The following is a 20,190-nucleotide window of genomic DNA, read 5'->3' as shown; positions in this document are numbered from 1 at the left end:
GTCGCCGTAAACCCTTTGATTTCGCTGCCCCCCCACCGGCCGAATGCCGGCAAGGCGGCGCCGTTCCTGCCCATGAGCCGCGCCGAGATGGACGCGCTGGGCTGGGATGCGTGCGACATCGTGCTGGTGACGGGCGATGCCTATGTGGATCATCCCAGCTTCGGCATGGCCATCATCGGCCGGCTGCTGGAGGCCCAGGGCTTCCGGGTGGGCATCCTCTCGCAGCCGGACTGGCAGTCCGCCGAGCCGTTCAAGGCGCTGGGCAAGCCCACTTTGTTCTTCGGCGTCACCGGCGGCAATTTGGATTCCATGGTCAACCGCTACACGTCGGACCGCCGGCTGCGCCATGACGATGCCTATACGGCGGGCGGCGAAGGCGGCAAGCGGCCGGACCGCTGCACCATCGTCTACACGCAGCGCTGCCGCGAGGCGTACAAGGACGTGCCGATCATACTGGGCGGCATCGAGGCCTCGCTGCGCCGCATCGCCCATTACGACTACTGGTCCGACAAGGTGCGCCGCTCCATCCTGGCGGACGCCAAGGCCGACCTGCTGATCTACGGCAATGCCGAGCGCGCCGTGGTCGAAGTGGCCAACCGCCTCGCGGACGGGGAATCCCCGCGCGACCTCGATTCCGTGCGCGGCGTCGCCCTGTTCCGCCGCGTGCCCGAGCATTACGCCGAGCTGCACGCCGACGATCTGGATTCGGCCGATGAGGGGGCGACCCGCCAGCCGGGCGCGACCGTCATCCGCCTGCCCGCCTACGAGCAGGTGGAGCAGGACCGCGAGGCCTATGCCCGCGCCTCGCGCGTGCTGCACCGGGAGGCCAATCCCGGCAATGCGCGCCCGATGGTCCAGCGCCATGGCGACCGCGACCTCTGGCTGAACCCGCCGCCCATCCCGCTCAGCTCGGACGAGATGGATGCGGTCTACGACCTGCCCTATGCGCGCGCGCCGCATCCCTCCTATGGCGATGCGAAGATCCCCGCCTGGGACATGATCAAGTTCTCGGTGACCATCATGCGCGGCTGCTTCGGCGGCTGCACCTTCTGCTCCATCACCGAGCATGAAGGCCGCGTCATCCAGAACCGCTCGGAAGGCTCGATCCTGCGCGAGATCGAGTTGATCCGGGACAAGACGCCGGGCTTCACGGGCGTCATCTCCGATGTGGGCGGGCCCACCGCCAACATGTACCGGATGGCCTGCAAGGATCCGAAGATCGAGGCGGCGTGCCGCCTGCCCTCCTGCGTCTTCCCCGAGATCTGCCCGAACCTGAACACCTCCCATGACGACCTGATCCGCCTCTATCGCAAGGTGCGCGAGGTGAAGGGCGTCAAGAAGGTGATGGTGGCCTCCGGCGTGCGCTACGATCTGGCGGTGCAGAGCCCTGAATATATCAAGGAGCTGGTGACCCACCATGTGGGCGGCTACCTGAAGATCGCGCCCGAGCACACCGAGCGCGGCCCGCTGGACAAGATGATGAAGCCGGGCATCGGCACCTATGACCGCTTCAAGGAGATGTTCGAGGCGGCGGCCAAGCAGGCGGGCAAGAAATACTACCTGATCCCCTATTTCATCGCGGCGCATCCGGGCACCACCGACGAGGACATGATGAACCTCGCGATCTGGCTCAAGAAGAACCGCTACCGGGCCGATCAGGTGCAGACCTTCCTGCCCTCCCCCATGGCCACCGCCACCGCCATGTATCATACCGGCGTCAACACGCTGCGCGGCGTGCGGCGCGGGGCCAGCGACACGGTGGAGACGGTGAAGGGCGGGCGGCAGCGCAAGCTGCACAAGGCGTTCCTGCGCTACCACGACCCCGACAATTGGCCGCTCCTGCGCGAGGCGCTGAAGGAGATGGGCCGCGCCGACCTGATCGGCTCGCGCCCGGACCAGCTCGTGCCCGCCTACCAGCCGCCCGGAACCGGCAAGGCCGCCGGCACCAAGCGCCCCGTGCGGCCCACGAGCCGGGGAGCACAGCGCTTCACCACCAAGGGCGTGCCCCTGCCGAAGTGAACGGAACCGCGCGTGGCGGCATCAGCCGGCGCGCGCCGGGCGGCCCTGAAGCGGCGGGATGGTGCCTTTTCCTGCGCCGTGCATCCGCCGCAGCAGCCAGAAGGCGATGGCCATGTTCGCCAGGTTCCAGGCGAGGCCGTTGACGATCGCCGCGGTGTAGGAGCCCGTCCAGTCATAGATGGCCCCCGCCATCCAGCCCCCCAGCGCCATGCCGGCGAGCGTGGTGGAGATGGCGAGGCTGACGCGCAGGCCCGCCTCGCGGGCCGGGAACAGCTCCCGCACGATCACCGCATAGGCGGGAACCAGGCCCCCTTGCGCCATGCCGAACATGGCCGACACCACATAGAGCGACACGAGCCCGTCGAACGGCAGATAGAGCGCCAGGGCGACCGCCTGCATGGCGGAGCCCAATAGCAGCGACCGCAGGCCGCCGATCCGGTTCAGGATCCAGCCGAAGACCAGCCGGCTCGCCACGCCAAAGCCCAGCATGAGCGCCAGCATCTCGGCCCCGCGCGCCGGGCCGTAGCCGAGATCGCCGCAATAGGCCACCAGATGCACCTGCGGCATGGCCATGGCGACGCAGCAGCACAGCCCCGCGACGGTCAGCAGCGCATGGGTCACATTGGGCGGCAGATTCAGGGTCTCGCCGGTGCGCTGGCTCGCGGCTTCGGCGGCGGGCGTGGCGACCACCGGCCGCCGCCGGAGGACGAGGGAGAGCGGCAGCATGGTGGCCATGCAGAAGAGGCCGATGCCCATATGGGTCTGACGCCAGCCATCCTGCGCGATGAAATGCTGGATGAACGGCGTCCAGACCACGCCGGACAGCGAGCTGCCGACGGTGGCCAGCGAAATGGCGAGGCCGCGATGCCTGTCGAACCAGAGGGAGGCATCGGCCACGAGGGGCGCGAAGCTCGCCGCGCTGCCGATGCCGATGGTCAGCCCGGAGACGACCACGAAGACGGGCAGGTTCGGGGCATAGGCCGTGAGGATGTAGCCCAGACCCATGAGGATGGTGCCGCCGGCGAAGGGCGGCAGGATGCCGTAGCGGTCCGCCAGCCGGCCGATGGCGATGCCTCCGGCCATGAAGCCGAGCATGGTGAAGGTATAGGACAAGGCCGCCCCGCCCCGCTGCACGCCGAAATCCGCCTGCACGGCGGGCAGGGCCACTGCCAGGGACCACAGGCCGACGCAGCCCAGGGTGCTGAGCACGATGGAGGCGCAGAGGCGGCCCCAGGAATAGTGCGTCTCGATGGAAGGCGTGTCGATGGGCAAGGCGGGGTCCCTCGGGGGGCAGGAGCGGCCCATCCCTAGGGGCGCGCCGTGCCCGCGACAAAGCAGGATTTCTGCTTTGTCGCGCAAGGGGGGCCGGTGCATGCTCGCGGCCCGCACGTCCGGAGCCTGACATGACGTATCTGCTGCCGCCGCTCAACGCCCTGCGCGCCTTCGAGGCGGCCGCCCGCCATCTCAGCTTCAAGCAGGCCGCCTACGAGCTGCATGTGACGGCGGGGGCGGTGGGCCAGCAGGTTCGCCTGCTGGAGGAGCGGCTCGGCGTTTCGCTTTTCGAGCGCCTGCCCCGGCAGGTGGTGCTGACCCCGGCCGGGAAAACCTATCTGGCGTCGATCCGCGAGGCGTTCGGCTGCATCGCGCAGGCGACGACCGAGCTAAGACCCGAGGGCATCTCGGTCCTGCTCCATATCGGCGTGAACGGCCGCATGGACATGGACGACCTGCGCACCCGGCTCGCGCGCTTTCGCCGGGAGCAGCCGCATTTCGCGGTGCGCATCAGCCAGCCCGCGGGCCTGCACGAACTGGGCGAAGGCAAGATCGACGTGCTGATTGAGGGGAGCGCGCGGCGCTATCCGGGCCACCGGTGCGACGCGCTGGCGAACGGCTTTCTCATCGCCCCGCTGGGCACGGCCGATTGCCCGGAAGTGGCGGCCCTGCGGTCCTGCCTGCGCATCGCAGAGCCGGCGGTGGCTACGGTGCGCCGGGCCGGACGACTGCGCCTGACCGCGTAGCGAGGCGGGCGCCCGTCATTCGGGGTCCGCGCTCTCGCTCTCAGGCGCGGCAGGAACCGGGGCCGCCTCGCGCTGAAGCACGGCGGCGAAGAAGCCGTCGGTATCGTTGCGCGCGGGCGTCAGCGCCAGATAGTCGGGATGCGCCGAATTGGTCAGGTGCGGCGCGGCCTCGCGAAGCGGCACCACGCGGAAGGCGGGATGAGCCGCAAGGAAGGCGGCGACCTGGTCCTCATTCTCCTCCGACAGCAGGGAGCAGGTGGCATAGACGAGCCGCCCGCCGGGCTTCACGAGCCGCGCGGCGCTCGCGAGAATCGAGGCCTGGAGCGGCAGGAGATTGTCCAGCCCCGGCCCCAGCACGCGCCAGCGAGCGTCTGGATTGCGGCGCCATGTGCCCGTGCCGCTGCACGGGGCATCCACCAGAACCCGGTCGTAGGAGCCCTTGTGCCGCTTCACCCAGCGATCGGTCTCGCTGGCGATGTGCCGGGTCTGGATATTGTGCAGGCCCGCCCGCCGGAAGCGCTCGGTGCTGCGCTTCAGGCGACCCTCCATGACATCGCAGGCGATGACATGGCCCTTGTTCTGCATCTGCGCGGCGATGGCCAGCGTCTTGCCGCCCGCCCCGGCGCAGAAATCCACCACGCGCTCGCCCGGCTTCGCGTCCACCAGCACGGCCACGAGCTGCGAGCCCTCGTCCTGGATCTCCACCTCGCCGCTTTTCAGCATGTGGAGGCCGGACAAAGAGGGCCTCTCATTCACGCGGATGCCGTAGGGCGCCATGCGCGAGGGCTCGGCGGGCAGGCCGAGATCGCGCAGCGCGCGCACCATGTCGTCGCGGGTGGCCTTGATGGGGTTGACCCGCAGGTCGAGCGGAGCCGGCGTGAGAAGCGCAGCCATCTCGCGCGGAAAGGCCTCGCGGAACCGGCGCCGCAAGGGTTCGAGCGCCCAGTCCGGGCATTCGCCGCGCACCTCTTCCGACATTGCGGGATGATCGAGCGTGCAGCCCTGCAGCTTCACCAGCAGCGCGCGCTCGGCATCGGTCAGGGCCGCGGGCGCGAACCTGCCGCCGGAGAACAGGGCCTGGACCTGATCCCGCGTCTTGCCGCCATCCAGTGCGAGCCATGCCAGCAGGCGATTGCGCGGCACGTCCGGCCGCCCGTGCTTCTCCAGCCACCAGCCGAGCCGTGCGTGATGGCGCAGGAGCCCATAGATCAACTCGACGATGAAGCCGCGATCCTTGTCGCTCAAATGGCGGTTGGCCCGGAACCATGCCGAGATGACCGCATCGGCGGGGCGCACGACGCTATCGACCTCGTGCATCAGTTCGAGGGTGGCTTGCAGGCGGGCAGAAGGGGTCACGACAGGCCGATCAGGCTGGAAAAACGCGCGGCACCATAGACGAACCGCATCGCCTTTGGCCATCTGGCGGCGGCAGGCGGGACCCGCGCGGCGCGCAGGTCAGCTTTTGCGAACCGCCCGGCGCAGGGATTGGGGGGGCTGGCCGAACGCCCGCACGAAGGCACGGCGCATGCGCTCCGGATCGCGGAACCCGGTCTTCTCGGCCACGCGCTCGATCAGCTCGCCCGAGGACTGCACATGCTCGCGCGCCACCTCCAGCCGCAGCCGCTCGATGGCCTTGGAGGGCGTCGCACCCGTCTCCGCCGTGAAGGCGCGGGCGAAGTGGCGGGGGCTGAGCCCGGCGCGATCGGCCAGCATCTCCACCGTGAGGGGCTGGTCCAGATGCTCGCGCACCCAGCTGAGCAGGGGGCCGAAGCGCCCGTTCGGCGTCTTCAGCTCCAGCAATGACGAGAACTGGGACTGGCCGCCGCTGCGACGGTGATAGAGGACGAGCTGGCTGGCAATGTCCTTGGCCACGGCATCGCCATGGTCCTCGGCGGCGATGGCCAGCGCCAGGTCGATGCCCGCCGTGATGCCGGCGGAGGTCCAGACATTCCCATCCCGCAGGAAGATGCGGTCGGGGTCGAGCTTCACCTTCGGATAGCGCGAGACGAAGTCCTGGGTGCGGCACCAATGGGTGGTGGCCTTGCGGCCCTCCAGCAGGCCCGCCGCCGCAAGCACATAGGCCCCGGAGCACACGCTCGCCACGCGCACGCCGCTGCGGGCGAGGCGGCGCACGAAGCCCAACGTGGTGCGGCAGTCGATGACCGTCTCCACGCCCAACCCGCCGGCGATGATCAGCGTCGTCATCCCGCCTGCGGATCGCAGGCTCGATGCCAGCACCTCGACGCCGCAGGAACTGCGCACCGGCCCCGCCTGCATCGCGATCATCCGGATCGGCGGCGCGGTGGGGACGAACCGTTTGGCGATCTCGAACACCGAGGCCGGGCCGGAGGCATCCAGCAGCTGGAAATCGGGAAAGACCAGGATCCCAATCATCGGCTATGTCCGTAAATGAGGGAACTGAGACATTTCAGCTGAAATGGCATCATGGCATTCTCGGACCGTCAAGGTCGGATGGAAAAGGCCGCAGAATGCTCAAGCCCTTGAAGTTTGGTTTCCTCGTCTTCCCGCGCATCACGCAGCTCGACATGACCGGGCCGCTTCAGGTGTTCTCCAGTCTGGCCGGGGCCGAGATCCATCTCATTTGGAAGAACACCGAGGCGGTGACGAGCGACACCGTGCTGTCCATCACGCCCACCACCAGCTTCGCCGACTGCCCGCAGCTGGACGTCATCTGCGTGCCCGGAGGCTATGGCACGGACGAGCTGATGGGCGACGCGGAGGTTTTGGACTTCCTGCGCCAGCAGGCGGCGGGCGCCACCTATGTGACCTCGGTCTGCACGGGCTCTCTCGTGCTGGCGGCGGCGGGCCTGCTCAAGGGCTACAAGGCCGCCACCCATTGGAGCGCCCGGGAAATCCTGCCCGTCTTCGGCGTGACGCTCTCCCACGAGCGGGTCTGCATCGACCGCAACCGCATCACCGGCGGCGGCATCACGGCGGGCATCGATCTCGGCCTCACGGTCATCGCCGAGCTGGTGGACCGCGAGGCGGCGGAAGCCATCCAGCTGCGCCTGGAATATAACCCCGCGCCGCCCTTCAATGCCGGTTCGCCGGAAACCGCGCCGCCGGACATCCTCGCGCGGCTCGAAGAGAAGATGAAGGCCGCCAAGGCACACCGGCTCGCGCTCGCCCAGCAGGCCGCCGCCCGCGCGGGCTGAAGGCCTACCTCATCCCCCGGTCCAGGCCATGGATGGCGGCCCTGTCCCCATCCATGGCCCGCGCCAGCCGCTCGGCGGTCACGGGGCCCAGGGTGAAGCCCTGATGGCCGTGGCCGAAATGGAGCCACAGGCCGGGATGGCGGGGCGCCGCGCACACCAAAGGCAGCATGCCCGGCAGGCACGGGCGCGTGCCGGACCACGGCACGGGCTCCACCGGCGGCCCGAGATCCAGCAGCGCACGCCCCACCGCCTCGCCCCGGGCCAGTTGCCGCGGATGCACCTGCGGCGCGGCATCGGACAGTTCGGCGGCGGTGGCGATCCGCAGCCCCTGGCGCATGGGGGAGAGGACCACGGAATGATCCGCCAGCAGCATGGGGCGGCTCAGGCCGGGATCGCCCTCATAGTGCCGGTGATAGCCGCGCTTGCGCACCATGGGCACATGATAGCCGAGGGTGGCGAGCAGCGAGGGCGACCAGGGGCCGAGAGCGACGACGACCCGCTCCACGTCTTCGCCCGCCACCTGCCAGCCCGCGCCCGCGCGCGTCAGGGTATGGGCATCGCCGCTCACGATATGACCGCCTTTCGCCTCGAACAGCTTGCCGTAAGCGCCCACCAGTTCGCCCGGCGACCGGCAGGTCCAAGGCGAGGTCCAGTGGATCGCGCCTGCGAGCGAGCCCCTCAAGGCCGGTTCCGCGCGGGACAATCCGGCCGGGTCGGCGATGGCGAAGTCGAGCCCGTAAAGCTGCCTGCGGCGCTCGGCGTTGCGGATGGCCGTGGCGAACCCGGCTTCGGTGGCGTGGGCTTCCCAATAGCCGTCCCTGCGGATCAGGCCGTCCGCTCCGGACGCCGCGATCAGGGCCCCGTGGCATTCGAGCGCCTCCGATACCAGCTGCCGCCAGAGGGGAATGACCTTGCCCAAGGCTGATGGAAGCGAGTTCCGCCAATAGGCAGAGAGCGCGGGCACCTGGCGCGGCAGCGAGGGCCAGTGGAGGTCCAGCGCATTCTTGGCCCCGAACGCCATGGCGAGCAGCGCCAGGGGGCTCATGGGCAGCGCATAGGGCTCCACCGCCTCCGCCTGGATGATCCCGGCATTGCCGTAGCTGGTCTGCGACCCCACGGGCGCGCGGTCGATGACGACGCAGTCATGGCCCCGCGCCTGCACGGCGAGAGCCGTTGCGATGCCCACCATGCCCGCGCCCAGGACTGCCACTTCCGCCATGCTCACTCCCCACCCGATCCGCGGCCGGGACACGGCGCACCGCGCGGCCCCGGCGTCTCATTCCCGTGTCGTTGTGTCCAGCGCGGCTTCCGCACGGCGCGGATCGAACCGTCCCGTGGGCCCGATGAGCACGAGCCGCGTGCCCTGGTCCGGCCCATCGCTCGGCGTCAGGCTGGCCCGGCGACCCACGAGCTGGAACAGGAAGCCCTGTCCCGGCCGCTCCCGGAACGCGAGGAAGCCCTTGGCCCGTGCCAGATGCGGCGCGAGGCTCCCGATGGCCGCCTGAAAGCGCGGCAGCGAGACCGGGCCGGACGCGGTCCATTCCAGCCATGTGAACCGCGCGTCCGTGATGAGCGGGTGCGGATCCGCCCCGGACGGCCGGGCATGGTCGAACGTCCGTGCGAACAGCAGGTCCAGTGGTATGCCTCCGGCCTCGTCCGCCGAAAAGACGAGGGTTTTCCCCATCTCGCCGAGCCGTGCGCGCAACGCCGCCACGGACGCGGGGGCCGTCTGTCCGGTCTTGCTCAGAACCACCAGGTCGGCGGCGCGCACCTGGGCGCACCACAGATCGTCGGCCGGGTCATGCTCCTGCGCATCCACCACCGTCACCACGGCGTCGAGCCGAACCGCCGCTCGCAGAACGGGGTCGAACAGCGCCTCCATGATGCCGCGCGGATCGGAGACCCCGCTGGCCTCGATCACGATGGCGTCGAGCGGGCGGCCCAGTGAGAGCAGGCTGGCGAGCGTGCGCAGGAGGTCGCCCTGCAGGGAGCAGCAGATGCAGCCGTTCTTCAGCCCGTAGATGGGCTGGCCCGTGGCGGCCAGGATGGCCTCATCGATATTGATGGCGCCGAAATCGTTCACGATCACCGCGAGGGCGAGCCCATGGTCGGCGCCCAGCAGCAGGTTGATCAGGCTGGTCTTTCCCGCCCCCAGGCTGCCGCTCACCAGCAGGACGGGGACAGCGTGCGCGTCAGCCACCGGCCGCTCCCCCGCCGCGCAGCGGGCGACCGGGCCGCGATTGGGTATCGAGCCGCCCGTCCAGGATGACCGGCATGCCGCCCACCAGCAGCGCTTCGACACCCTCGGCCGGGGCCGTCATGTGGGAGAAGCTGGCCTTCGCCGCGATCCGGGCGGGATCGAACACGATCACGTCCGCATCGCACCCTTCCTGCAGGCGCGCCTTGCGGGCCATGGCGGGCAGGCAGGCTTCCAGCACCCGGCACGGCACGATGGTGCATTTGGCGATAGCCTCCATGAGGCCCACCTTGCCCCACGCGCGGTGATACTCGCCGATGAATTTCGTGAAGGTGCCCGCAGATCGCGGATGGGAGGACAGGTGCCGGGGCAGCGGCCAGTCCTCGCCGAAATAGAGGGAGCCGTCCGGCTCGACCCACGGCATGGCATCGGAAGCAATGGCCCCGCCGGGATAGAGAACGGACAGGTCCAGAAGCTCCTGGTGCGCCCGGTCCTGCGCGCTGTCGAGGAAGTGCCACGCCACCAGGGCGGCGGGGTCCTCGGCGCTGGTGGCGAGAAGATCGTCGCGGTCCCTCATGTGGCGGCGCGTATGGATCAGCTCGATGCTGGCGTAACCCGTGCCGGTGCGCTCGGGGAAGTCGCGCGCCGCGAAGAAGCTGGCGGAGACGACGGTGGATCCGGTGCCATAGGGATAGGCTTCCACCGTGACGGGCAGGCCGCGTGACTGGGCCTGTTCGATCAGCGCCCGGCACCGCGCGATGTCCTGGAGCGAGGTGGAGTTAAGGTGGCAGATATGCATGTGGGCGCCGGTCGCGGCGGCAAGCCCGATGATGCGGATGTAGGATTCCTCGGAGCTGCGCGGATCGGTGTTCGCCATGAAGGGGATGTGCGTGAAGGTGGGCGCGTTCCAGCGCGCCGCGAGGCCGCACACCTCGCTCATCTCCTTGATGCCCGCCCCCGGCGCATAGCCGTGGGCGATGCCGATGCCGATGCCGCCCTCCCGCAGGCCCGTCTCCACCACCGCGCAGATGTCGGCCACCTGGGGCGCGCTCGCACTGTCGCTGGACCAGCCGCCGCGATTGTCGGCGCCCTCGCCCATCATCTCCATGGGGTGCTTGCCGGGATCCGGGAGGATGCCCCCCATCACCTGCTTGCGGGCGAAGATCCAGCTCGCCGAGGCACCGTAATTGAGGACGCGCCGTGCGCGCGCCTGCCGCGTGTACCAGTCGCGCACGGGGAGCACGCCCACTTCCAGCTCGAGCGTCGTCGTGACCCCGTCGAAGGCCTGCATCCAATCGGCGGCCACCGACTGGCCATGCGCATGGATATCGATGAAGCCGGGGCAGACCACTTTTCCGGACGCATCGATCCGCGTCTCCGCGTCTTCGGCGGGAATGTTGCCAATGGCCGTGATCACCCCCGCCGCGATGCCGATATCGGCAATCTCGTCGCGGCCGGTGGCGGGGTCGATCACCCGCCCGCCCTTGATCAGATGGTCGAACGCACGCTTCGCCAAGGCTGCCAGCCTCCGGAAAAGGGGATGATTGGCGCGGTCCGGAGCGTCCAATGTCTCCAGGGAGGCACTGAAACGCTCCGGCCGTTGTTTTTGGGCGCTTCCTGAACGTGATTGGTGTCGCCGCCTTGTGCGTGGCGCCTACTTCGTCTTTGCCGCGACCAGCGGGCACTCGCTCTCGCTCAGGGGGCGGTAGGCCACGTCCGCCGGGATCTTCTCGACCACGTTGTAATAGGCCCAGGGCTTCTGCACGTCCTTCGGCGCCTTCACCTGCACCAGATAGAAATCGTGCACGAGCTTGTTGTCCGCCCGCAGCTTCGCGCCCGGCGCATAGAAGTCGTCCACCGGCGTGGCGCGCATCTTCTCCAGCACGCGGTCGGTATCGTCGGAATTGATGGCGGCGGCGGCCTTCAGATAGTGGAACACCGCCGAATAGACCGCCGCCTGGGGCGCGGTGGGCATGGCCCCGTGCAGCGCGAAGAAGCGGTTCGCAAAGGCGCGGGTTTCGTCATTCAGGTCCCAGTACCAGGACGTGACGGTGGTGAGGCCCTGGGCCATTTGCGGGCCCATGCCGTGCACATCGGTGAGGAACATGAGCAGGGCCACCGGCGTCTGGGGGCCGGCATTCATGTTGAACTCGTTCCACTGCTTGATGGAGGAAACCAGCTGCTCGCCCGCATTGGCGAACGCCACCACCTTCGCGCCCGAGCCCTGGGCCTGCAGGAGGAAGGAGGAATAGTCGCTGGTGCCCAGCGGATGGAAGACGGCGCCCATGGACTTGCCGCCCACCTCCTTCAGCATGCGCTCGGATTCGGACACCATGTTCCGGCCGAAGGCATAGTCGGCGGCGATGAAGAACCACTTGTCCTGCCCCTGCGCCACCAGCTTGCGGATGGGGCCGGCGACCAGATTGTAATTGTCGTGGAGCCAGGCGAGCCCGCCGGGCGCGCACTGCTTGCCGGTGATGTCCACCGTGCCGACGGCGGAATAGATGACGATCTTGTTCTTCTCACGGGCGACCGACTGGATGGCCAGGGCGACGGCCGAATTGCCGACATCCACCACCATGTCCACGCCGTCCGCATCGAACCATTTGCGCACCACCTGCGCGCCCACGTCCGCCTTGTTCTGGTGATCCGCCACCAGCAGGTCCACCTTCACGGCGGGGTCGAGCTTCTTGAAATCCTCCAGCGCCAGCTTCGCGGCCGCGACCGAGCCACGGCCCGACAGGTCGGAGAGCGGGCCGGACTGATCGTTGATGAGGCCGATCTTGATGGTGCCGTTGGAAATCTGCGCGACGGAGACACCGGCGGTCATCACCAATGCCGCGAGCACGCCGGCGGCCGAGGCCAGCAGGCGGCTTATCGAACGTGTCCCGTGTGGAATCTTTCGGTCCTGGATCATTGAAGTGTTCCCCTGCGCGCCGCGTTTCGCGGCCTTGAATGGTTTGGAAGGTGGTCGGCGGGATCGTTTGGATGTCCCGCCTTCAGGTGCTCGTTATGTGAAGCTTGCGCCGCGTCTCACTTGCCTACAATGGCCGTTTTCCCTCGTTTTCTGCCATCGCGTGGAGGCGGGCCGGAAGGCCCGCACGCCGCGCGACGGCGGCAGCTATCCGGTTGCCAGGATGGCCTCCCCCGAAGCGGTGGCGATCAGGTCGCGCGCCATGGCGTCGGCCACCCGCGCGGGAGATGTTCCGGTCTGCTCCGCCCGGTCCAGCACCTCGGTCAGCCGATCCGGAATGCGGCGCACGCGGGCGAGAACCGCATCCCGGTCGTGCCCCAGATATTCCGCCGCAACATTGATGATGCCCCCCGCATTGGCCACATAATCGGGCGCATAGAGGATGCCCCGCGCATGCAGGCGTTCGCCATCGTCGGGGGTGGCGAGCTGGTTGTTCGCCGCGCCCACCACGAAGGCGGCCGACAGCTCCGGGATGGTCTGCGGATTGAGCCCTCCGCCCAGCGCGCAGGGGGCGAAGAGGTCCACATGAGCCCGGTGGATGGCGTGCGGCGAAACCACTTCCGCAGGCACCTCAGCCAGCAGGCGCGCCACCGCCTGCTCATGGACATCGGCCACCACCAGCGTAGCGCCGCCCGCATGAAGCTGCCGGCACAGGTCCCGCCCCACGCTGCCGAGCCCCTGGACGGCCACCCGGCGTCCCGCGAGCGCCATGCCGCGCCGCGCGAAGACCTGCTCGATGCACAGGAAGACGCCGAGCGCGGTCCAGGGCGAGGGATCGCCCCCGGCCTGCATGCCGCTGGCGGGCAACCCGAAGACGAACGGCGTCTGCGCGCGGACCACTTCCATGTCACCGGGCGTGGTGCCCACGTCCTCGGCCGCCAGATACACGCCGCGAAGGTCGTTCAGCACCTCGCCGAACGCCCGGAAGAGCGCCTCCCGGTCGAACGCGCCGCCGGGGCGATGGATGACGGATTTCCCGCCCCCCAGGGGCAGGCCCGCCATGGCATTCTTGTAGCTCATGCCGCGCGCCAGCCGCCGCGCGTCGGCCAGCATGGCGGCGGGGTCGTCATAGCGCCAGAAGCGGCATCCCCCGGTCGCCGGCCCCAGCACCAGCGAATCCACGACAATGACGCCGGAGAGATCGCAGGCCGGGTCCTCGAACCGGAAGACGCTTTGCCCGTCTTCCTCCGTGCGCCGGATGGTCCGGGTCATTGCGCGGCTCCGGCCTGGGCGGGCGCCGTGCCCTCTGCGCGCCGGCGCGCGGCCGCCCGCTCGCTGGAGCGCAGCCGCTCCTCCAGCAGCGGCCGGGCGGCAGTGCGGATTTCCTCCAGCACGTCCGGGGGCGCCGTCGTCTCCGAAATGTCGAAGGGGGGCTTGGGATCATATTCCAGCATGAGCTGGAGGCGCTTGGCGACATCGTCGCCGCACAGTTCGGCGGCCACCTGAAAGGCGAAGTCGATCCCGGCCGTGACCCCGCCGCCGGAGATGCGGTTGCGGTCCACCACGATGCGCTCGTTCACCGGGATCGCGCCCAGCACCGACAACTGGTCGCGCGAGAGCCAGTGGCAGGCCGAGCGATAGCCGTCCAGCAGGCCCGCGCCCGCCAGGATGAAGCAGCCCGCGCAGACCGAGGTCACATAGCGCGCCTCAGCCCCCGCCTGCGCCACGAAGGCCATGACCTCCGGGTCGTCCATCAGCGCCATCTGGCCCGGCCCGCCACCGACGCAGAGCACGTCCAGCGCGGGGCAGTCCGCGAAGGTGGTGGTCGGCATCACCGTGAGGCCCACATCGCTGGTGATGGGCTCGATGCGCTTCCACAGCAGATGCATTCGCACGCCCGGCAGGCGCGCGAACACTTCAAAGGGTCCGGTTACGTCGAGCTGCGTCATTCCGGGAAAGAACAGAAGCCCGATATCCAGTGTCTGTTTACTCAAGGATGCCTCCCGTTTTTCTGAAGACCGATTTTGGGCATGACAACAGAAGGCGGAAACGACATTCTGCCCTCCTTTCCTGCCACCTTTCGATTGCAGCCGGTGGAGAGCGGCATGCCGCAGCGGTCCGTCGTCTTCGTGGTGTTTCCCGATGCCCTGCTGCTGGACCTGTCCGGCCCGCTGGCGGCTTTCGAATTGTCGTGCGAGACGGCCGGACGCGAGCCCGCGCCCTATCGCCTGACGGTGGCGTCCGTGGCGGGCGGGCTGGTCCGCACCTCCTCCGGCCTCGAACTCATGACGCGGTCCCTCGCGGAGGTGGGCGAGGTGGACACGCTGCTGGTGGTGGGCGGCCCGGGCGTCCATGAGGCGGCAGCCCACGGGCCACTCCTCCAATGGCTGACCGCCCATGCCGCCCAGGTCCGCCGGGTCTGCTCGGTCTGTACCGGCACTTTCGTGCTGGCGGCGGCGGGGCTGCTCGCCGGGCGCAGGGTCGTGACCCATTGGGGCTCCTGCAAGCTGCTGCAGGACCGATATCCGCAACTGACCGTGTCGCCCGATGCCATCTATGAGCGGGACGGACCGGTCTGGACCTCGGCGGGGGTCACGGCGGGCATCGATCTCGCCCTCGCGCTCATCGAGGATGATCGCGGCCACGGGGAAGCGATCCGCGTCGCCAAGCGCCTCGTGGTGTTCCTGAAGCGGGCGGGAGGGCAGACCCAGTTCAGCGTGCCGCTCGCCTTGCAGGAGGCGGACGATGCCGGCTTCGAGGGCCTGCATCGCTGGATCAGCGATCACCTGATGGAAGACCTCCGCGTGGAGGTGCTGGCGGAGCGGGCCTCCATGAGCCCGCGCACTTTCGCGCGCCTCTATGCGGCCCGAACCGGCCGGACGCCCGCCAAGGTGGTGGAGGAGTTGCGGCTGGATGCGGCACGCCGCGCCCTGGAGGAGACGCGCCAGAGCATCAAGGAAATCGCCACACGCTGCGGCTTCGTGGACGAGGAGCGCATGCGGCGCGCCTTCCGCCGCCAGCTGGGCGTCAGCCCGCAGGACTACCGGGACAAGTTCGGCGCGGCGGAGGTGGGGCGTTTCCCCTCTTCCTGAGAGCAGCAGTGCTTACAGGACCGCCAGCCGCTCCAGGGCCGCCTCCACTTCCTGCGCCACGGACGCATCCGGGCGCCGGAGCGGCAGGGGCGGATCACCGACCGAAAGGCCCAGGCGCTCGGCCACCACATACATGACGCGCAGGCTCCCATGGGCGCGGAACAGCGACCACAGGGGCGCGAAGGCCGCATCGAGGGCCGCCGCCGCGTCCGCCTGCCCCGCTTGGGCGGCGCGGGTCAGGCGCAGCGCCGGGCCGGGCAGCAGGCCCGCCACCACGCTGTACCAGGCCGCACCACCCGCCAGCAGAGCGGGCGCCGCGCCCCAGTCGCCGCTATAGCCGATGGCAAAGCTGTCGGGCACGAGGGGGCGAAGCGTGCGCAGTTCCCCGGCGAAATCCCCGTCCGCCGGCAGCGGCATCTTGATGGCGGCGATCCGGGGCAAGGCGGCCAGCCGGCCGATCAGGTCCGGGGGGAAGCGGAAGCCTGTGGTGCCGGGATTGTTGTAGACGCAGAGCGGCAGGCCCGTGGCGCCGGACACCGCGCGATAATGGTGCTCCGCCTCGTCCTGCGTGAGCGGCGTATAGGACATGGGGGCGAGGAGAAGTCCCGCCGCCCCGGCCGCCTCGGCATCCCGCGCGAGGTCGCAGGCCCTGGAGGACCGCAACGCGCCGACGCCGACGATCACCGGCACACGACCCGCCGCCTCCACGGCTGCCACCACCGCGCGCTTGCGCTCAGTGCGATCCAGATAGGCATAGATGCCCGTGCTGCCCAGCAGGCCGATGGAGTCCGGCGCGCTCCGGGCGATCCGGTCCACGAGGCGGCCGAGGGCATCCACATCCACCACGCCTTCAGCGTCCGCCGGCGTCAGCGGGAAGGCGGAGAGGCCGGTGAAGCTGAGGGTCATGGCGCGGCGCCCGTGCAGGAGAACTCGGCGGAACACCCGCCGCCAACCGCGAAATATCCCAATCCTCGGGCCGTTTGAAGTCTGCTCGGGCGCACGCCTCAGGCGGCGCTGCCCAGGAGCTTTTCCAGGATCACCCCTTCCAGCCGCGCCAGCTCGGGCGAGCCGCGACGGCGGGGACGGGGAAGCGGGATCTCCAGATCGAGGGCGATGCGCCCCTCCTCCACCAGCACCACGCGGTCGGCCAGGGCCACCGCCTCGGCCACGTCATGGGTGACCAGAACCGCCGTGAAGCCCTGCTGGAGCCAGATGCGCTCCAGCAATTGCTGCATCTCGATGCGGGTCAAGGCATCCAGCGCGCCCAGCGGCTCATCCAGAGCGAGGATGCGCGGACGGCTGGCCAGCGCGCGGGCAAGGGCCACGCGCTGGCGCTGGCCGCCGGAGAGGACCGAGGGCCATTCATCCGCCCGGTCCGCGAGGCCCACATCCGCCAGCAAGGAGAGCGCGGTCCGTCGCCGCTCGGCCTTGGAGCGCAGGTGAGAGAGCCCCACCTCCACATTGGCCACCACCCGCGCCCAGGGCAGCAGGCGCGGCTCCTGGAACATCACGCGGGTGAGCCGCGCCGGATCCTTCGCCCCGCTTGCCTCGAAGGCGATGGCGCCGGAGGTGGGCGCGTCCAGGCCGGTGAGGAGGCGCAGCAGCGTGCTCTTGCCGCAACCGCTCTTGCCGATCACAGCCACGAACGCGCCGGCCGGGACAGTCAGGTCCAGCCCATGCAGCACGGCCTTCGGCCCGAACGCCTTGCGCACGCCCTGGAAGGCGAAGGCCGCGCCCGCATCGGGGGCGGGCGCCTGGACCTTGGGAGCGGCCAGGAAGGGCGCACCCTCGAACCGCACCTGAGGACTGAAAGCGGGCTGCGCGTCGCGTAGGGCGATGTTCATGGGCTCACCTCACTGGAGCTGGAAGGCGGGGTGCCATTTGAGAAAGACGCGCTCCAGCAGGCGGGCGGCGCTGTCCGCCAGCTTGCCGAGAAGCGCGTAGATGAGGATGGACAGGACCACCACCTCGATGAGCAGGAACTCGCGCGCCTGCATGGCCATGTAGCCGAGGCCCGAGGAGGCCGAGATGGTTTCGGCCACGATGAGGGTGAGCCACATGATGCCCAGCGCGTAGCGCAGGCCCACGAAGATGGAGGGCAGCGCGCCGGGCAGGATCACCTTCACGAACAGCGCGATGCGCGACATGCCGTAGATCCGGCCCATCTCGATGAGCTGCGGATCCACCGTGCGGATGCCGTGCAGCGTGTTGATATAGATGGGAAAGAACACCCCCAGCGCCACGAGGAAGAGCTTCGCCTCCTCGTCGATCCCGAACCACAGGATCACCAGCGGGATGAGGGCGAGATGGGGAATGTTGCGCACCATCTGCAGCGTCGTGTCCGAGACCGCGCGGCTGGCATCCGACAGGCCGTTGGCGAGCCCCAGGGCGAAGCCGATGGAGCCGCCGATGGCGAAGCCCGTGAGGGCCCGCCAGGAGGAGACATAGATGTGCCGGAAGATCTCGCCGGAAACGGAGAGCTTCCAGAGCGCGGCGCCCACGTCGGACGGGGCGGGGAGGATGTTCTTGGGGATCTCCCCGAGGCGGGCGGCCACTTCCCAGACCACCAGCAGGAGGAGCGGCAGGATCCACCCCACACCCTGACGCACGAAGCGGGCGAGCGCGGTCATGACGCCGCTTTCAACCGCGAGCCGCCATGGGTACCCACGGAGAACTCGTTCGCCACGTTGCGGTTGAAGGCGGCATCCCGGCCGAGCCCCAAGGCGGGGAACAGCAGTTCGGCCACCCGGTAGGCCTCTTCCAGATGCGGATAGCCCGAGCCGATCACCGTATCGACGCCCAGCGCCTGGTATTCCGCAAGCCGCGTGGCCACCTGCTCCGGCGTGCCCACCAGGGCCGTGCCGGCGCCGGAGCGCACGAGGCCCACGCCCGCCCACAGATTGGGCGCCACCAGCAGCTTGTCGCGGCGCCCGCCATGGAGGGCCGCCATGCGGCGCTGGCCCACCGAATCCATCTCCTTCACGAACCGCTCCTGGGCGCGGGCGATCTGGTCGTCGGAAATGCGGCTGATGAGCTTGTCCGCCGCCGCCCAGGCTTCCTCCTCGGTCTCGCGCACGATGAAGTGCAGGCGGATGCCGAAGCGGACGGAGCGGCCGCGCGCGGCGGCCTTGCGGCGCACCTGGGCGATCTTCTCGGCCACGCCCTCCGGCGGCTCGCCCCAGGTGAGATAGAGATCGGTCTGGTCCACGGCGAGATGCTGGCCCGCCTCCGAGGAGCCGCCGAAATAGAGCGGCGGCCGGGGCTTCTGGACCGGGGTGAAATCCAGCCGCCCTCCCTCGATGCGGTAATATTTTCCATCGAACGTCACGGTCTCGCCGGTGACGAGGCGCTCCCAGATCTCCAGGAATTCCGCCGCCTGGGCATAGCGCTCGTCATGGCCGATGAAGACACCGTCGCCCGCCAGTTCGGTGGGGTTTCCGCCCACCACCACATTGAGCAGCAGGCGCCCGTTGCTCAGCCGGTCGAGGGCGGCGGTCTGGCGCGCGGCGAAGGCGGGCGTGGTCACGCCGGGACGCAGCGCCACCAGGAATTTCAGCCGCTCCGTCACCGCCGCAAGGCCGGTGGCGGTGATCCAGCTGTCCTCGCAGCTCTGCCCGGTGGGCAGCAGCACGCCCTGGTAGCCGAGCCGGTCCACCGCCTGGGCGATCTGCTTGAAATAGCCGAACTCCGGCGGGCGCTGGCGGGTCTCGGAGCCGAGATAGGCGCCGTCGCCATGGGTGGGAATGAACCAGAAGAAATTGAGGGGATCGCGGGTCATGGGACAATCTCTCGTGACAATGCCGGGCTCAGCTCTGGGGGCGCACCCAGACCGCGTCCTTCACCACGATGGCGCGGGGGATGAGGCCGAGCTTGGCGAAGCGGTCGGCGGTCTGCTGCTGGCCGGCGATGACGGCGTCGGTGAGCGGGAAGACGCCGAACACCTGGCGATCGGCGGCGCGGGTCTGGGCGGCGATATCCACGCCCGTGACCTCGGACAGAACCTTCGCAACTTCGGGCTTGTTGGCATTGGCCCAGGCCGCGCTCTGCTTCAGCGCCTCTTCCGCCTTCACAACGGTGGAGGGATGGGCATTGGCGAAGGTCTTGTTGGCGAGGAAGTAGGTGTTGACGTTCAGCTCATCCTTGGTGGTGGTGAGCACGCGCGGCTGCTGGCGCAGTTCGGCGATGGCGAAGAAGGGGTCCCAGATGGACCAGGCGTCGATCTTGCCCGAGGCGAAGGCGGCCGCCGCGTCAGCCGGGCTCAGATAGACCGGGGTGATGTCGGAGAAGGGCACGCCCGCCCGCTCCAGCGCCGCCACCAGCAGGTTATGGGCGCTGGACCCCTTGGTGACGCCCACCTTCTTGCCCTTCAGGTCCGCCACGCTCTTGATGGGCGAATCCGCCGGCACGAGGATGCCCTCGCCCGCCCCGTTGGAGGGAAGCGCGGCCACATAGACGAGATTGGCGCCCGCCGCCTGGGCGAAGATGGGCGGGGCATCGCCGGTCCAGCCCACATCCACGGCGCCCGCATTGAGCGCCTCCAGAAGCGGCGGGCCGGCGGCGAATTCCACCCACTTCACATTGACGCCCTGGGGCGCCAGCGCGGTCTCGATCAGCTTCTGCTGGCGGGTGATGACGGGCAGGCCCGCCTTCTGGAAGCCGATGCGGAATTCCTTGGGCGGCGCTTCCTGCGCGCCTGCGGAGGTGAAGCCGAACACGGTGAAGGCCACCGCCACGGCGGCGGCGATACGGGAGAGGCGGATCATGGGACGTGTTC

The 20,190-nt window shown here is 69.3% G+C and carries 18 protein-coding genes; 4 read left to right on the top strand and 14 right to left on the bottom strand.

Features of this window, described 5'->3' with window-relative positions; translation table 11 throughout:
- Positions 1–72 precede the first annotated feature (72 nt).
- A complete protein-coding gene (locus tag EJJ38_RS01060; RefSeq protein ID WP_420836856.1) occupies positions 73–2,019 on the top strand; it encodes a YgiQ family radical SAM protein in 1,947 nt (648 codons plus the stop codon).
- 21 nt (positions 2,020–2,040) lie between these two features.
- Here the strand turns inward: EJJ38_RS01060 and EJJ38_RS01055 are convergent, their stop codons facing one another.
- Positions 2,041–3,324, bottom strand: coding sequence for an MFS transporter (locus EJJ38_RS01055; protein ID WP_127088254.1), 1,284 nt, complete (start codon positions 3,322–3,324; stop codon positions 2,041–2,043).
- 98 nt (positions 3,325–3,422) lie between these two features.
- Here EJJ38_RS01055 and EJJ38_RS20745 point away from each other — a divergent pair, with 98 nt between their 5' ends.
- Positions 3,423–4,037 (top strand): LysR family transcriptional regulator, encoded by a 615-nt coding sequence (locus EJJ38_RS20745; RefSeq protein ID WP_205666066.1) that lies wholly within the window; start codon positions 3,423–3,425, stop codon positions 4,035–4,037.
- Between the two features lie 15 nt (positions 4,038–4,052).
- Here EJJ38_RS20745 and EJJ38_RS01045 read toward each other — a convergent pair whose 3' ends face one another.
- Both EJJ38_RS01045 and EJJ38_RS01040 read right to left on the bottom strand, forming a co-directional pair.
- On the bottom strand, positions 4,053–5,393 hold the full coding sequence (locus tag EJJ38_RS01045; protein ID WP_127088253.1) for an RsmB/NOP family class I SAM-dependent RNA methyltransferase: 1,341 nt from the start codon (positions 5,391–5,393) through the stop codon (positions 4,053–4,055).
- 99 nt (positions 5,394–5,492) lie between these two features.
- Positions 5,493–6,431 (bottom strand): GlxA family transcriptional regulator, encoded by a 939-nt coding sequence (locus EJJ38_RS01040; protein ID WP_127088252.1) that lies wholly within the window; start codon positions 6,429–6,431, stop codon positions 5,493–5,495.
- 95 nt (positions 6,432–6,526) lie between these two features.
- Here EJJ38_RS01040 and EJJ38_RS01035 point away from each other — a divergent pair, with 95 nt between their 5' ends.
- A complete protein-coding gene (locus tag EJJ38_RS01035; RefSeq protein ID WP_127088251.1) occupies positions 6,527–7,213 on the top strand; it encodes a DJ-1/PfpI family protein in 687 nt (228 codons plus the stop codon).
- Between the two features lie 4 nt (positions 7,214–7,217).
- Here EJJ38_RS01035 and EJJ38_RS01030 read toward each other — a convergent pair whose 3' ends face one another.
- The 6 genes from EJJ38_RS01030 to EJJ38_RS01005 form a co-directional block, all read right to left on the bottom strand.
- Positions 7,218–8,432, bottom strand: coding sequence for an NAD(P)/FAD-dependent oxidoreductase (locus EJJ38_RS01030; RefSeq protein ID WP_127088250.1), 1,215 nt, complete (start codon positions 8,430–8,432; stop codon positions 7,218–7,220).
- A gap of 57 nt (positions 8,433–8,489) precedes the next feature.
- Positions 8,490–9,413, bottom strand: coding sequence for a CobW family GTP-binding protein (locus EJJ38_RS01025; RefSeq protein ID WP_127088249.1), 924 nt, complete (start codon positions 9,411–9,413; stop codon positions 8,490–8,492).
- Positions 9,406–10,926, bottom strand: coding sequence for an amidohydrolase family protein (locus EJJ38_RS01020; protein ID WP_127088248.1), 1,521 nt, complete (start codon positions 10,924–10,926; stop codon positions 9,406–9,408). Before EJJ38_RS01020 ends, EJJ38_RS01025 begins: the two co-directional genes overlap by 8 nt.
- A gap of 138 nt (positions 10,927–11,064) precedes the next feature.
- Positions 11,065–12,327: an ABC transporter substrate-binding protein gene (locus EJJ38_RS01015; RefSeq protein WP_245454051.1), complete on the bottom strand. Its 1,263-nt coding sequence runs from the start codon at positions 12,325–12,327 to the stop codon at positions 11,065–11,067.
- A gap of 204 nt (positions 12,328–12,531) precedes the next feature.
- Positions 12,532–13,596, bottom strand: a complete 1,065-nt coding sequence (locus EJJ38_RS01010; RefSeq protein WP_127088247.1) for a Glu/Leu/Phe/Val dehydrogenase family protein — start codon at positions 13,594–13,596, stop codon at positions 12,532–12,534.
- Positions 13,593–14,318 (bottom strand): DJ-1/PfpI family protein, encoded by a 726-nt coding sequence (locus EJJ38_RS01005; RefSeq protein ID WP_127088246.1) that lies wholly within the window; start codon positions 14,316–14,318, stop codon positions 13,593–13,595. The genes EJJ38_RS01010 and EJJ38_RS01005 overlap by 4 nt, the downstream gene beginning before the upstream one ends.
- A 111-nt stretch (positions 14,319–14,429) precedes the next feature.
- Here EJJ38_RS01005 and EJJ38_RS01000 point away from each other — a divergent pair, with 111 nt between their 5' ends.
- Positions 14,430–15,416 carry a GlxA family transcriptional regulator gene (locus EJJ38_RS01000; protein ID WP_127088245.1) on the top strand — a complete coding sequence of 329 codons (987 nt, stop codon included), beginning with the start codon at positions 14,430–14,432 and terminating at the stop codon, positions 15,414–15,416.
- A 12-nt stretch (positions 15,417–15,428) separates the two neighbouring features.
- Here the strand turns inward: EJJ38_RS01000 and EJJ38_RS00995 are convergent, their stop codons facing one another.
- The 5 genes from EJJ38_RS00995 to EJJ38_RS00975 form a co-directional block, all read right to left on the bottom strand.
- On the bottom strand, positions 15,429–16,322 hold the full coding sequence (locus tag EJJ38_RS00995) for a dihydrodipicolinate synthase family protein (RefSeq protein ID WP_127088244.1): 894 nt from the start codon (positions 16,320–16,322) through the stop codon (positions 15,429–15,431).
- Positions 16,323–16,420: 98 nt separating this feature from the next.
- Positions 16,421–17,260, bottom strand: a complete 840-nt coding sequence (locus EJJ38_RS00990; RefSeq protein ID WP_127088243.1) for an ATP-binding cassette domain-containing protein — start codon at positions 17,258–17,260, stop codon at positions 16,421–16,423.
- 9 nt (positions 17,261–17,269) lie between these two features.
- Entirely contained in the window at positions 17,270–18,046 is a 777-nt protein-coding gene (gene ssuC, locus EJJ38_RS00985) for an aliphatic sulfonate ABC transporter permease SsuC (RefSeq protein WP_127088242.1), read from the bottom strand.
- The gene (ssuD, locus tag EJJ38_RS00980) at positions 18,043–19,194 is read right to left on the bottom strand and encodes an FMNH2-dependent alkanesulfonate monooxygenase (RefSeq protein WP_127088241.1); all 1,152 of its coding nucleotides are present in this window, start codon (positions 19,192–19,194) and stop codon (positions 18,043–18,045) included. The genes ssuC and ssuD overlap by 4 nt, the downstream gene beginning before the upstream one ends.
- A gap of 28 nt (positions 19,195–19,222) precedes the next feature.
- Complete coding sequence (locus EJJ38_RS00975) at positions 19,223–20,179, bottom strand: sulfonate ABC transporter substrate-binding protein (RefSeq protein ID WP_127088240.1); 957 nt, start codon at positions 20,177–20,179, stop codon at positions 19,223–19,225.
- Positions 20,180–20,190: the final 11 nt, after the last annotated feature.

Origin of the sequence: Aquabacter cavernae (assembly GCF_003993795.1) — a bacterium.
GTDB lineage: Bacteria > Pseudomonadota > Alphaproteobacteria > Rhizobiales > Xanthobacteraceae > Aquabacter > Aquabacter cavernae.
The sequence above is the reverse complement of the archived record's forward strand: the minus strand, read 5'-3'. Positions and strand labels throughout refer to the sequence as shown.

What these genes read in the sequence shown, in the direction of transcription:
- EJJ38_RS01060 (WP_420836856.1), top strand. Translation starts at nt 73, where the DNA reads ATGAGCCGCGCCGAGATGGACGCGCTGGGCTGGGATGCGTGCGACATC.
- EJJ38_RS01055 (WP_127088254.1), bottom strand. Translation starts at nt 3,324, where the DNA reads ATGGGCCGCTCCTGCCCCCCGAGGGACCCCGCCTTGCCCATCGACACG.
- EJJ38_RS20745 (WP_205666066.1), top strand. Translation starts at nt 3,423, where the DNA reads ATGACGTATCTGCTGCCGCCGCTCAACGCCCTGCGCGCCTTCGAGGCG.
- EJJ38_RS01040 (WP_127088252.1), bottom strand. Translation starts at nt 6,431, where the DNA reads ATGATTGGGATCCTGGTCTTTCCCGATTTCCAGCTGCTGGATGCCTCC.
- EJJ38_RS01035 (WP_127088251.1), top strand. Translation starts at nt 6,527, where the DNA reads ATGCTCAAGCCCTTGAAGTTTGGTTTCCTCGTCTTCCCGCGCATCACG.
- EJJ38_RS01030 (WP_127088250.1), bottom strand. Translation starts at nt 8,432, where the DNA reads ATGGCGGAAGTGGCAGTCCTGGGCGCGGGCATGGTGGGCATCGCAACG.
- EJJ38_RS01015 (WP_245454051.1), bottom strand. Translation starts at nt 12,327, where the DNA reads ATGATCCAGGACCGAAAGATTCCACACGGGACACGTTCGATAAGCCGC.
- EJJ38_RS01010 (WP_127088247.1), bottom strand. Translation starts at nt 13,596, where the DNA reads ATGACCCGGACCATCCGGCGCACGGAGGAAGACGGGCAAAGCGTCTTC.
- EJJ38_RS01000 (WP_127088245.1), top strand. Translation starts at nt 14,430, where the DNA reads ATGCCGCAGCGGTCCGTCGTCTTCGTGGTGTTTCCCGATGCCCTGCTG.
- EJJ38_RS00995 (WP_127088244.1), bottom strand. Translation starts at nt 16,322, where the DNA reads ATGACCCTCAGCTTCACCGGCCTCTCCGCCTTCCCGCTGACGCCGGCG.
- EJJ38_RS00990 (WP_127088243.1), bottom strand. Translation starts at nt 17,260, where the DNA reads ATGAACATCGCCCTACGCGACGCGCAGCCCGCTTTCAGTCCTCAGGTG.
- ssuC (WP_127088242.1), bottom strand. Translation starts at nt 18,046, where the DNA reads ATGACCGCGCTCGCCCGCTTCGTGCGTCAGGGTGTGGGGTGGATCCTG.
- ssuD (WP_127088241.1), bottom strand. Translation starts at nt 19,194, where the DNA reads ATGACCCGCGATCCCCTCAATTTCTTCTGGTTCATTCCCACCCATGGC.
- EJJ38_RS00975 (WP_127088240.1), bottom strand. Translation starts at nt 20,179, where the DNA reads ATGATCCGCCTCTCCCGTATCGCCGCCGCCGTGGCGGTGGCCTTCACC.